This is a genomic window from Hoylesella buccalis ATCC 35310, assembly GCF_025151385.1.
Lineage (GTDB): Bacteria > Bacteroidota > Bacteroidia > Bacteroidales > Bacteroidaceae > Prevotella > Prevotella buccalis.
Genome location: NZ_CP102287.1, coordinates 2,488,735 through 2,502,213, shown reverse-complemented (window position 1 = coordinate 2,502,213; position 13,479 = coordinate 2,488,735). Strand labels below are relative to the sequence as shown.

Here is a 13,479-nt window from a genome sequence, read left to right as displayed (position 1 = left end):
TATTAGTCGGGGGGTCATTTCTGACGTATAGTTCTTTTTACTATCTCCCAACTAATTTGTTTTATCTCCGATTCTGTGAGAGTTATCTCCCTCGTGCTTTGCCTTTCTTTCCCTCAAACTCAAAGGAGGTGGTATAGTCTTCGCCCAGAACAAGACGTGCGTTGAACTTCTTGCCTGCCTTGCTCGTCAAGCCTTTGAGGATGGGCGTTCGCCCGGTGGTTATCAAATCACGGATATTGTCTTCGGAAAGGAACGTGCCGCAGATTTCACGGAAGATGTGGAAGTCGCAGCCCTCGTGCCTGCATTTGGCAATCTTGGCATAGATGCCCACGCTTTCGTTGCCGCATTTGGGACAGCGGTAGGTGGGATAGGACTTCTGCATCGGTGGAGCAAGGGCAAGGAGTTCCTCGCAAATCGTCTCCACGTAGGAGTTGATGCCTTGCGCGAACTTCTCGGGGGGCATCTGTCCTGCCTCAATGGCAGCAAGGGTCAGTTCCCACGAACCTGTCATCTCTGCATTGGCAATTCGTTTGTCCTTGACAATCTCATAGACTGCCAAGCCTTTCTCTGTCGGGACTACCGTCTTCTTTTCTCTTCGGATATAGTCTCGCAGAATCAATGTCTCGATGATGTTGGCGCGGGTGGCAGGTGTACCGATGCCGCACTCTGCCATTGCTCTTTTACTTTCTGCATCTGATACCTCTTTCCCTGCGTTTTCCATAGCAGAAAGCAAAGTCGCTTCAGTATAGAGCGGTTTCGGCTTGGTCTTGTGCTCGGTAATTTCTGAAGAAAGCAGCGGTAACACCTCGTTTTCTGTTAGATTGGGCAATACGGATAAAGTCTGTTCTTCATCCTCCTTACCTTTTTCATCGTTCGTGCCAGTACCTTGCTGTACGGCTTTCCAGCCCAAAGAAATGCTTCGACATGCCTTCCAAATGAAGGTGTTTGTACCGTCGGACAATTCCACCTGCATACGCTCCTCCTCTGAATCGGGAGAAAAGGCTTCGATGAAACGGCGGACTACCATTTGGTGGATGGTCGTTTCATCTGCCGATAGTCCCGATGGAGTTTCACCCGTAGGGATGATGGCGTGGTGGTCGGTTACCTTGTCGCTGTCCACCGAATGGCGGTTAAACGGAGTCGGAAGTGTTTCTCTTATCTTGCGCAGCAAGGCGGGTACTTCCTCGAAAACGTCTTCACTGATATATCGACTGCCGGTGCGGGGATAGGTCGTGATTTTCTTCTCATAGAGGCTCTGAGCTATTGAGAGGGTTTTATCTGCTGAAAAGCCATGCTTTTTGTTGGCTTCCTTTTGTAGAGTGGTAAGGTCGAACAAGAGGGGTGGCGACGTATGCGTTACCTTTCTTGCGACCGATATTACCTGAAGCCTGCTCTGTTCGCGAAGCAAAGAGAGAGCGGACTGTGCATCGGCTTCACTCTCGAATGCACCACTGCTCACGGCTTTCAGCGATATGCCCTCTTTCTCTGTTGCTACGGAGAGTTTCCAATATGGAACGGAAGAAAAATCACGATTTTCTATATACCGACGGCAGACCATTGCGAGTGTAGGGGTCTGTACTCGTCCCAAAGAGTAACCGCCTTTGCGTGCGATGGACAGGGCACGGCTGGCATTGATGCCCACAAGCCAATCGGCTTCACTTCTTGCCTTGGCGGAGTGATAGAGATTGTCATACGCAGTTCCTGCCTTGAGATGGGCAAGTCCTTCACGGATGGCTTTATCCGTGAGGGAGGAAATCCAAAGTCTGTCAAAAGGTTTGTGGCAGTTCAAATGGTTGTAGATATAGCGGAAGATGAGTTCACCTTCACGCCCAGCATCGGTGGCTACGATGATGCGGTCAGCCTTGTCGAAACAACCTCGGATAGCTTTGAGCTGTTTGAGTGCTGCGGGGTCTGACGTGTAGTCCTTATCCTTACGAACTTGTCGCACGATAAGCTGGAAAGGATTGGGACGGATGGGCAGATCTTCGGCTTTATAGGCTGCAAAACCGTAGGCTTCGGGCATGGCAAGGGTGATGAGATGTCCCATCGCCCATGTTACCACATAACCGCTACCTTCCAAAAATCCGTCTTGTCTGGTATTAGCTCCTACTATACGGGCTATATCTCTGGCTACCGAGGGTTTCTCGGCAATAATACAAGTAATCATAGTCGGGTTTGGTTTTAAGGGTTACATCTTGGGTCCACGGCGCTGCTGTTTCTTCTCGTCCTGTTTCTGCTTTTGGGCGGCAGTGGGCTGTGTCTGCCCGGACTTTAACGGCTCGTTCACGTTCTTGGTGGCTTCGTTGGTCTTGCCTTGGTTGTTCACTGCAACCTGTGTCTTGTGTTCTTCGGCTACGGCTACCACCTTTTCCTTGCCGGTCTCCTGCTTCTTGTCTGGATTCCACTTGTAGAAACGCGGGCGGTTCTGTTCCTTGTCCATCTTGACGTAGGCATTAAAAGGTTGCCCTTCCTTGTCCACCATGTTCTTCAGATAAAGTGTGCGACCGCTGTCCAAGGCTTCACGCTGCTTGTCGGAGAGTTCCAAACCGCAGAGCTTATGTGGTGCGCCTTGTTGTTGGCTGTGCTGCTGTCGCTCCTTCAAGCCTTGCTTGTTGTTGAAGATAAACTCGATGCCTTTCTTCTCGGCATTGACTTGCAGGGTAGCATCAAAGGACTTACCACTCTTAGCGGTCATTCCTTCCACTTTCACGGCTTTGCCCTCTACAAGGTCTTTGTACTGCGCATCGGAAAGCGTAACGCCTTTGATTTCCTTTGGAATAGCCACACGGTCGGCACGAAGGGCAATGAGTTCGTTGGTCTGAGGGTCAATGGAGACGTATGCGGCAAAAGGTTCGCCCTTTTTGGGCGTTATCTCGATGGTCTTTCCAAGATTACCCGTTGCAAGGAGTTGTTCTTTCTCTTCATTAGAGAACTTGTGTCCCATATAGGGGAAGTCGAGCTGTGGCTCTTTGCGAAGCGGGTGAACTGCCAAGCCGATATTACCCTCGCCATCGGTACGAAATGCCAAACGGGCATCGGTGTAGATGGTGGTATCACCCATAGGTATGGCAATGGTAACAAGGTTACTCTTCTGCCAGTTGAGCATTTTTGCCAACTCTCCACTCTGTTCCAATCGCTCACGGGTAAGTCCGAGGTTGTCGAGCTGCTTCCAATCTATCTTTGACTCGTCAATCGCAGTGGCATTCTTCTGTTTGGGTAGGAAGTCGTCAAAGCGCACTTGACTATCTGCCAACTGCTGCTTGTTCTCTGGCTTCTCACGGTTCTGAAGCATGGTGTGGAGCGATGCCACACCTTGTTCTACGTTGTTAGCTACTACTTTGTAGAGTCCGAAACGGGACGGCTCGTTGAACTGTTTGAGGAAATTGGTCATGAAGTTCTTCAACAAGCCATCCTTGTTGTTGAACTTCAAAAAGGCTACCTGATGCACGTTTTTGGCTTCCGTTGTTTGGAGCTTGCCTTTGTCGTCAATCCCAGAGACCACTGAGAGTTTCCCAGCTTCATTCTCGTTCTTCACTTCCGCGCGGTCTTCTAATACCAGCACATAATTGTCATTGTTGTTCGATTCCATAAATCATTTATTATTGAATGAATAATTCATTATCGAACAGCAAAATTATAGCAATAATATTATGAATTTAGAAATGAGGAAATGTTGGGAAGTAGTAGGAAATACCAGGAAAAGAAAATTATTGGTTGAGCAAACAATAATCAAAAGCAGAATTAAAAATACAAATTTATGTATTTATGATTTTTGCAAAATCGCCATTTTAAGGTATTGCATATTCTGATTGACAACCATAACTTTGCAAAAATGATGACTCTAAGGCCTTTTTTGACATTTGTCCTTCTGTTTCTGTTTAATCTCACAGCTAATTCCATCATATTGGATATTGTTGTGGGTGATACCATATCCCCCACACTCAGGTCGGATTCTTTACTCAAAAAAACGATAGAACTTGATGAAGTTCTGGTTATCGGCGAGCGCAAACTGATTACAATGCGGAAGGATACGACCTTTATCAATACCAATTGTCTGCGGGTGAGACAGGGAGCTAATCTGGAAGACCTGATACAGGAAATTCCGGGTATGGAGTATGACAGGAACAACAAAACTTTGTCGTTCAAGGGAAAAATTCTCAATGGGGTAAATATCAACGGAGAAAAGTTCATGGGCAACGACATCATCGCTGCTTTGGAAAACCTGCCTGCCGATGCCGTGGAGTTGCTGAAGCTATACGACATGCTCAGTGCTCTAGAGAAAATGACGGGTGTGGACGACGGGGCTGACAACTTCGTGCTGGATATCAAGACGAAATCTTCCTATAATGGCAGCCTGACGGGTTCTCTTACGGCAGAGCATGGCAGCCAAGACAGGCGTAAGGATGAGATGCAGGGTAATCTGTTCAATGCGAATGGCGAAAACGCGACGCTGACAATCCGTTCAGACAACCTGAGCAACACGAGCGTGGGAAAAGATAATTTTCAGAATATACTGGCGGGAAACATCGTGAAGAAATTCGGTAAAAAAATTACGTTTAATGCTAACCTCTCGCTCAACACCTTCCATAATGAAAGCACGAGCGACGACTTCTATGAGCAATACCTTACATCTGGAACAAATTATCAAAAATCCACGTTATTCTTCCTTGGTAAAAGTCATAACCATTCGGCAATTATAAGCTTTCAGTACAACATCAACGAAAAGACACTGTTGAATGTCATGTTCAACGGAACCCTCGGGAATTCGGACAACCTGACTGACAACACGACCTCTCTTTATGAGCAAAACAGCACGAGGGCAGACACGTTGACCTCGGGAATGCTGAGAAGCGGTGCTAAGGGAAACAACAGGAAATATTACTTTTCTTCCGACTTCACCCGACGCATCGGTAAGGGTGGAGCCTCCATCACTTTTGAGACATCACTCAGCGGCAGTTCAGACAGAACGGAGAACAGCAGCCTTTCAAAGACCAGATTCCATCATCTGCTCAATGCGTTAGGTAATGACTCCGTTCTCCTTCGCAACCTCTGCCAGCAGATGCCTTCACGACGAAACGAAGCCCTGATGTCTCTGCGCTACACACAGCCCATTGGCAAACAGCTGAGATTGCAGGTCAGTTATGGGTTGCGAAACGAGAAGAGCATGAACACAAGCGATACTTATGACGATGCCATGCAGCATCTACATATCGACAGCCTTAGCTATGAAAGCGCACTATCTACATTGGGACAGCAGATCAGGCTGCAAATGGACTATAAGGGCAGTCGATGGAAAATCAACGGAGGCATTAATGTGGAGTGGCAGCAGCGCCACATCAGCCGCCGGCACACACTGCAAGCCGTGGACTCCACCGTCAGAGCCGTTGAATACAAGCCTATGTTCAATGTGAAATGGAACGGACGAAGCCTGGATATGGAACTGCGTTACAGCGGCAGCAGTCAGCTGCCCTCCATTCAGGAACTATTGACGATTGACGACAAGCGTAATCCGCTTTACCATGGACTGGGAAATCCTAACCTTAATCCATCATTTCGTCAGCAGCTGTCTTTTAGTTTGGATCATCAAAAATCCGGATTGACCCTGACGGGCAACTGGAGGAACACATTCAATGATCTTGCGAACGAGGTGTCGTATGAAGAAAATACGGGCGCACGGACCTACAGGACGGTAAACGTTGGAGGAAACTATTCCGTTTCCGGAATGCTGCAATGGCAAAAGCAGATAAAGCGTCTCGTGCTGTCGGGCAGTACAGGAGGTTCTTTTCAGAACCACGTCTATTTCCTGAACGAACAAACGCAAGGCAACTCCTCGAAATGTAAGACGCACATATACGGAAACTCTATCTCCATTAGAGGCAGTTATCAGCCTAAATGGGGAAGTATAGACCTGCATGGCAGTTTGCAGACGAGTCGTTCACATAACCTTCTGACAGACATTCGTGTCAACACTTTTGATTACGATTTTGGTGTCAGTGGCACAATCGACATTCCCCATGATGTGCAGATTTGGGGCGACGCAAACGGTCGCCTGCATCGCGGAACCTATGCGGTGACTGATGACGACCAGTGGCTGCTGAACATCGGAGCATCGTGGCGTTTCCTCAAAAAGAAACAGGCAACCCTCTCGTTCAAGTGGAACGACATTCTGAACAGGCGCACCCCCCTTATGCGCTCTGTTACGGAATACGGTTATCACGAGAGCTATCGTCCACAAATCAGAAGCTATGTCCTTCTCTCTTTGAGATACCGTTTTAGCATAAGTAAGCGTAAATCAGAGGGAAATCACCACAAATAGTTATATCCTCATAAATGGGGTCAGTCGTAAAACCCAGTTGCATCCCCTCCCTCTCATGCACATAATTTCATAAGTATTTGTTATCTTTGCATCATGAAGACCGAGCAATTGTTGCGTTGTATCTTTCCAGAGATACTTGCAGATTATTTTGATGTGATAGATATCCAAGAGAGCATTTCCCGGATAGACTTCTGGTTGGATGAGCGTAACTTTATGGAAGAGGCAGACCGCAAGGCCGGCAAAGTAAGCTGTTACGGCTTTACCGCCGAACGGGTTGTCCATGACTTTCCCCTTCGTGGCAAGCCCGTTTACCTTCATGTCCGCCGTCGAAAATGGCATGACAGTTCCACGGGTGAGATATTCAGTTATTCTTACGATGACTTGACGGCTGAGGGCAGCAAACTATCCCCTGAGTTCGTTTCTTTTTTAAAAGAATAGAATTGAGTCTACTGCGGAGAGCATTACAGGTATCGGCTCTCATTATGGCGTAGACGGTAAGCAGCTTTCCACACAATACAAGGAGCATTTCAGCGATTATCGCCAGTGGGAGCAGTTGTCGCATGCGGGAGACTGGCTGCTGTTTGATGAGAACCTGGGAGAGAGCCTGAGTATCGATGAGACTTGTCTGAGCAGCGGTGAGGTCTATACGTTTCTGACCAACAAGGCCGGCAAAGGTGGCAGGGGTACGCTGGTAGCTGTGGTCAGGGGAACAAAAGCCGAAGATGTGATCCGTGTTCTGGAAAAGATTGCCCTTTCCAAAAGAAAGACTGTCAAGGAGATAACGCTCGACTTGTCTTCCTCTATGATGATCATTGCGCGCACGGTGTTCCCCAAGGCACTCATCACCAGTGACAGGTTTCATGTGCAGAAACTTTACTATGACGCTTTGGACGACATGCGCATAGCCTACCGGTGGATGGCAAGGGACAGAGAAAATGAGGAGATGAAGGAAGCCAAAGCCAAGAACGAAACCTACAAGCCATTCAGATATAGCAACGGTGACACACGTAAGCAACTGCTTGCCAGGGCGAAGTTTATACTGACTAAACACAAGTCCAAGTGGACGGAATCGCAAAGGCTAAGGGTGGAAATAATCTTTGAAAACTACCCAGAACTCAAAAAAGCCTATGACCTGGCCATGGAACTTACCGATATTTATAATGCCGGAAGCATCAAGGACGCGGCAAGGCTGAAACTGGCTAAGTGGTTTAACGAGGTAGAGAAGTTGGGGGTGGACAACTTCTATACGGTGATTGACACCTTTAAGAACCATTATGATACCATACTCAATTTCTTTGTCAATAGAGTCACAAATGCCAATGCTGAATCCTTCAACGCAAAAGTCAAAGCCTTCAGGGCACAGTTCAGGGGAGTAACGGATATTCCTTTCTTCCTTTACAGGCTTATAAAATTATGTGCATGAGAGGGAGGGGGATGCAACTGGGTTTTACGACTGACCCCATAAATGAGGATAGGGAGTTGTCCGCTAAAATCATAGATTTTGGGTATTGTGGCATCATTATAAATAACCTATCTTTGCACCAAAACAGTTTAATTAATATAAAAAAATGAGAACCATAAGAAAAATCGCACTGCCAGTAATGGCATTTCTTGTAATGGGGCTTGCCTCATGCAACAAGGACGAGGCAATTAATTACAGTACAAAGTCCCTTAAAAACACAGAGTTGATGGACATTCTGAAAAAGAGGGGCTTTGCCTTTGACAAAGACGGCAAGTTGGAACTCAACGACTTGGCGGAGAAAACCACCACATTGGATTTAAGTGGAACCAAACTCAAAGATCTCAGCGGACTTGACATTCTGCCCAACCTGAAGGAGGTGAAGCTGTCGAACAATGACTATAAACTTTCATTCGACTTTTCACAACTCCCCTCGCAAATCACCGGTGTTGATTTAACCGGCAATGAGATTTATGAGTTTACAGGGTTGACCAAAGAGGACGAAACCGGCAATATCACGATATTGCATCATCTTAACAAACTTTACCTGCCCAACAGTGCAAAATACAACGAGGACGAAATCGTGAATTTCTTCACGACTGCAAAAGACGTTGATATGCAGATGAGCGATGAAAAAGGAACTTTGCAGAAGTACAACACACTGCGCGAGGTGCCGGACGAAGTGCTGCGCAAGGGTATGAAAGAGGTTTTCCCCAGTATTTTTACTGGCGACAAGGTAGATATTGCCAAACGAATTGTTAATCCAGAGGAGGCTGTCATGCCAACGGCATTTATGGAGGCAGATATTAATAATTTCGAGGGATTGCAATATATCATACACAACAAGGGCTGGAGAGGTACTACAGTTGTTACCTACACGGAAAGCGAGAAAGAATTTACAACGTCGATACCATATCTCAAGATTCCTAAGACGGTGCAGGGCTTGATATTGACCAATGTCAGTACGCCAAATGGTATAGACATCAGTGCTTGCACGGATCTCATGAAAGTGAGCATCAACGATAACCCATCTCTCAAGGAACTGGATTTTAGCATGGTAAAGGCATGGGGACAGCGAGGTTATCAGACGGAAATAGCCTCTGAAGGGATGAGCTATATGGAAATCGTGAACTGTGCGAATTTGGAGAAGATAACGCTACCAAAAGAAGCGAAGCACACCAGTACACTGAGTTTCATTGCACTGCCGAACTTGAAAGAGCTGAATTTTGCGAACTTCGCCTTTGTGCCAAACATGGACCTATACGATTTACCTAAGTGTAAAATAACTTATCCGACGAACAAGCTTGAAGAGCATACAGTTACAATGCCTAATGGCACAACTGAGAAAAAAGAGGCTATATTTACTATTTCCAAGGAATTGTTTGATGCGACTAATGCAAAGGAATATGTTATGAAAAACAAGGGAACTTTGCGTAGTGGCACGTCGTTTTCTTGTATGAACTCCGTTCTCGACAAAATGGCAAGAAAAATGAAAGCCTATGACTGGTCTAAGGATTATTAAGTGATTTCACCACTTATGTTCTTTCATTTTATTCATTCACAACTTTTTAATTTTTTAAAACATGAGAAAGTTATTTTTGATGCTTGCGTTTATCGCAACAAGTTTATTCACTGCCAATGCGCAGGTGAATGGGTTTAACAACGTTCTTTTCGCACAAGGAAGCGAGAAAGTGGCAGGAGTTTACACGGGCAAAATCATTCATGCCTATATGAACAAAAAGAAGGATGTGGCCTACCGTTTCCAAGACTATGTGAATTTCGAACTGGTTGACAGGGGAGGCGGTATGTACGCACTTCGCGGTATTTTGGAATTCCAAGCTGGACCTGCAAAACACGAGATTGACTTCACGGACGAACGGGTTACGCTCAACACCGATGCCAATGGCAACATCATCAGCGCGACTGGCAAAGGGCATATCAGAGTGTCCGTTTGGAAACAGGATTGGGTGAACAGTGATTTCACGGTAACAGTTCCCGTTGGCACATCATACGCAAGGGACGGAGTCCTCAATCTCAGGTTGGAGTGCGATGTAGTTGGTGGTGTACTTGGCAAGCCGTATAAGGCCATCTTCGAGTTTAATGGTAATAAGTAAGGAGACATGACTAAGGAAAAGTTTTCGCTTTTACTTGGTTTGGCACTCACCGCCTGTTTGGTCTTCTCGTCGTGCAATAGCGACGAGAAGATTAACTCCACTCCCATTCAGGACGAGGTGATACTCGCTAAAGCCAAGGAATTGCTGACCAAGGAAGAATTTATAGTGCTTCGTGCACGCGCGATGATGGGCCCTGAGGACAAGACGCGGTTGCCCGAGGGGTGTCCGCTTAAATATTATTTCTCGTGGAACACCGCTGCAGGTAAAGCCGACCGTCCGCTCAACATCAAACTCATCAAATTCACGGTAGGAAGTATGCCACTCACGGTAGATTTCAACATCCACTGCAAGTTCATTCCGCTTAACAAGTGGGAACGCGACGAGTACAAGGGCGACGGATGGATAAAGTTCGTAGGCGAGAAAGGCGACGTGGGATACATACCTAACGAGAAAGACGAGAAGGGTATCTACACCGATGGAGAAGGTGGATTGGGCACCGTAGTGGGCTATCTCAACGTAGACACCAAAGAGATAGAATTCTCAACCAATTTCAACGTGATGCTGATGCAGAGTTTTGTCTACCGACAAAAGATTGATTACTCTAAAAAACTTACTTATGAACAGGACTTCAAGCAGTACGAAGAGGATCTTGCGAAGTATAAGAAAGAGCATGGCATTCTCTAATGTAATGAAGATACCTGTACGAAATAACAAGTGGAGTGAAATGAACGGGAAATTATCCATCCCGTTGCTGCTGTGTCTCCTCCCTGTTGGGGTAGTGGCACAGCAGTCGCATATAAACAGTGCAGACAGCGTGAGGAGTCTCGGCGAGGTGATAGTAACGGGATCACGTACGCCACGCCCTGTGAATTCGTCTCCCGTGACCACGCAGTTACTCAGTGGCAAGGTTATGAGAGATGCTGGCTTCGGAGATTTTCAATCGGCTTTGCAGCACCTCACGCCCGGACTCAATGTGCAGAAGGTGGCTTTCGGCAGCGAGATGAGTATGGACGGCATGGATGCACGCCATGTGGTGATGCTGCAAGATGGTGAGCGCATGACGGGCGATATGGCTGGTAATTTGGACTACGAAAGGTTCAATATTCACGGCATAGACCGCGTGGAAGTCGTCAAGGGAGCCAGCAGCACGCTTTATGGCAGCCGTGCATCCGGAGCAGTGATCAATGTCATCGGAAAGAAGACGCACAAGCCTCTTGACATAGATGTGGGCGTGCGCTGGGGACAGATGAACGAACGCAACTACAGGAATCCCAAGAAGAAGGATTTTATCTATATGTTCGAGAAGAATGCCGACCGTCCCAACCTCTCGGCGTGGCTCTCAGCGGGTGCACACCAGGGCTGGTTCACGTCGCAGACCGATGTGTGGTATAGTTCCACAGATGCCTTCTATCTTTATCAGAAAGTGGGCGATCGCAAGGTGTACTCGCGCGAAGCTAATCCATGGCTGCACAAAGACACTGTGTTGCAAAGCACCTTCCCTCGCCCGCCGATGGGCATCGAGGGCAGGGAACATATAGTGGCTTCGCAGAAACTGTGGGTAGAACCCATGGCAGAACTGTCGGTGCAGCTCTATGGGTCGTGCTTCTTCATGAATAGTTACGACCTGGTGCAGGACCTCGTGTTCACCCAAGCGCGCGACTGGACTTACGGTCTGAAGGCATCGTATCGATGGAAGGACTATCTCACGGCGAAACTCATGCTTCACACCGACCGCTACGCCAGCTTCAAGCGACACGAGCGGCGAGACGAGCGCAAGCCGGTCTATAAGTCGCGAATCCTTCAGCCGAGACTCACGCTGCAAAGTCGCTATTTCGACGGTCACGAGCTGAACGCCGGCATCGAACTGTTTGACGACGTGCTCACCTCTGACCGTTTCGTGAATCACAAGGTGACCACACGCACCCTGAGTGAGATGGAATGGTTTGTGCAGGACGACTGGTCGCCCACGCAGCAGTGGACGGTGTCGGCAGGACTGCGCACCAACTACTCACGCGTGTTCGGACTGATATGGCTGCCCAAGGTGGCAGTGAAATGGCAACCAGATACTCACTGGGCCTTGCGTGCGGTCTATTCCAAGGGCTCGCGCTCACCCAGCATCAAGGAACTGTTCTTCAACTGGGACCACCTCGGCATGTTCGTCATCAGGGGAAACGAAAATTTACAGCCCGAAAAAAACCATTACCTCTCCTTGGGCGTGGAGTATGCTTCGCCTAAGCTCTTCGTCAACGCAAACGGCTACGCCAACCTCTACCGCGACAAAATAGAGGGCGTGTGGAAGATTTACGATATGCAGTACAACTTCCTCTACACCAACCTCGCACGGCAGACCGTGGCTGGCCTTGACGTGCTGGCACGATGGAAACCGTGGACGTGGCTCACACTCGATGCCAACTACTCCTATGTGTATATCACTGCGGAGAAGGGGCGGCGGTTCTCCACCACCTCACCCCATGCGGCGACAGCCAATGCGACGTATAAATATAGCCGCCGCGGCTACAACCTCGGCGTGACGCTCTCTGCCCAAATCATGGGTGAGAAACGCTACGATGTGCAGGATCGTCTCTTCCTCCCTTCCGAGGGACGCGGGCGCGATGCCTATTTCCGCTGCACGCTACCGGCCTATGCGCTGTGCAACCTCAACGTAGCACAGACTTTCAGTGACAAGTACCGGCTTTCGGTGGGTGTAAACAACCTGCTGAACTACAAGCCCAAGACTTTAGGCTCAGGACTGACCACGTTTAGCGTACCGGCGGAGGCGGGTGCAAGGCTCTACGTGCAATTTGAAGTAAAAATCGACAAGAAGTAATGATGAAGAATAATCTTACAGATAAGACCATCGGCATACTCATGGCAGCAGCCTCTGCAATATTACTCGGAAGCTGTGTGCATTACGATGCCGACGAGTTCGAAGGAAAGGTGATGCCTCGCGCCACAGGTGCCTATACGGGAGTTACCGACGACTGGCTCTACTTCAACCTGCGAACGGGCAAGGCGTTCAATCTTTCCGCTCCCAATCAGGATATCACAGAAGGAGACCAGTTGAAACGTCTGGACTGGGACATCGCCTTCTGCGGAGCGCATATCCGCACCAATGGCGGCACGTCGGGTCCGGGCAAGGGGGCGGCGGCAGACCTCGGTTTCGGCGACTACGACCACTGGCAGGACAGAGTGCAGATTCCCGACGATGTGAAGTGGGTGGAGGACGACACAACCTCCGTCTATGTCACCTACTCGCAGCGCGAGTGGTACAACTACGTGAACACTCACTACCTCAAGCCCGACGGCACACCCGACAACGACGGACACCCATGGTTTGACCCCAACCGCGGACCGGCACGACGGCTCACCAGTGGCAATCCGCTCTTGGAGCAGTGCATCAAAATAGAGGGACCTCCCATGACTTACACGCCGTCCTATCACGTCTACGTTATACGCTGTGCCGACGGTGTGCGGTGCTTCAAACTACAGGTGGTGAGCTGGTTCAACCAGCAGTCGTCCATCGATGACGAGGGCGGCGGGCAGATGAGCTATTACATCGATGAACTGAAATAATAATAACAACATATCAT

Annotated in this window: 10 protein-coding genes; 8 read left to right on the top strand and 2 right to left on the bottom strand. The window is 48.4% G+C overall.

The annotated features are described in order from the left end of the window. Window positions 1–82 precede the first annotated feature (82 nt). Window positions 83–2,167, bottom strand: coding sequence for a type IA DNA topoisomerase (locus NQ518_RS10335; protein ID WP_007173277.1), 2,085 nt, complete (start codon window positions 2,165–2,167; stop codon window positions 83–85). Between the two features lie 21 nt (window positions 2,168–2,188). Further along, window positions 2,189–3,589 (bottom strand): DUF4099 domain-containing protein, encoded by a 1,401-nt coding sequence (locus tag NQ518_RS10330; RefSeq protein ID WP_007173278.1) that lies wholly within the window; start codon window positions 3,587–3,589, stop codon window positions 2,189–2,191. Between the two features lie 243 nt (window positions 3,590–3,832). Here NQ518_RS10330 and NQ518_RS10325 point away from each other — a divergent pair, with 243 nt between their 5' ends. The 8 genes from NQ518_RS10325 (at window position 3,833) to NQ518_RS10290 (ending at window position 13,462) form a co-directional block, all read left to right on the top strand. Beyond that, on the top strand, window positions 3,833–6,316 hold the full coding sequence (locus tag NQ518_RS10325; protein ID WP_130828312.1) for an outer membrane beta-barrel protein: 2,484 nt from the start codon (window positions 3,833–3,835) through the stop codon (window positions 6,314–6,316). 93 nt (window positions 6,317–6,409) lie between these two features. Beyond that, window positions 6,410–6,754: an ISAon1 family transposase N-terminal region protein gene (locus tag NQ518_RS10320; protein ID WP_130828679.1), complete on the top strand. Its 345-nt coding sequence runs from the start codon at window positions 6,410–6,412 to the stop codon at window positions 6,752–6,754. 1 nt (window position 6,755) lies between these two features. After that, window positions 6,756–7,739, top strand: coding sequence for an ISAon1 family transposase (locus tag NQ518_RS10315; protein WP_419471398.1), 984 nt, complete (start codon window positions 6,756–6,758; stop codon window positions 7,737–7,739). Between the two features lie 145 nt (window positions 7,740–7,884). After that, complete coding sequence (locus tag NQ518_RS10310) at window positions 7,885–9,297, top strand: leucine-rich repeat domain-containing protein (protein ID WP_048741237.1); 1,413 nt, start codon at window positions 7,885–7,887, stop codon at window positions 9,295–9,297. Between the two features lie 61 nt (window positions 9,298–9,358). Continuing rightward, the gene (locus NQ518_RS10305; protein WP_227962003.1) at window positions 9,359–9,889 is read left to right on the top strand and encodes a hypothetical protein; all 531 of its coding nucleotides are present in this window, start codon (window positions 9,359–9,361) and stop codon (window positions 9,887–9,889) included. 6 nt (window positions 9,890–9,895) lie between these two features. After that, window positions 9,896–10,573, top strand: a complete 678-nt coding sequence (locus NQ518_RS10300) for a DUF4903 family protein (protein ID WP_007173282.1) — start codon at window positions 9,896–9,898, stop codon at window positions 10,571–10,573. A gap of 40 nt (window positions 10,574–10,613) precedes the next feature. Continuing rightward, entirely contained in the window at window positions 10,614–12,716 is a 2,103-nt protein-coding gene (locus NQ518_RS10295; protein ID WP_227962005.1) for a TonB-dependent receptor plug domain-containing protein, read from the top strand. After that, on the top strand, window positions 12,716–13,462 hold the full coding sequence (locus tag NQ518_RS10290; RefSeq protein ID WP_007173284.1) for an HmuY family protein: 747 nt from the start codon (window positions 12,716–12,718) through the stop codon (window positions 13,460–13,462). The genes NQ518_RS10295 and NQ518_RS10290 overlap by 1 nt, the downstream gene beginning before the upstream one ends. The last annotated feature ends 17 nt before the right edge of the window (window positions 13,463–13,479 follow it).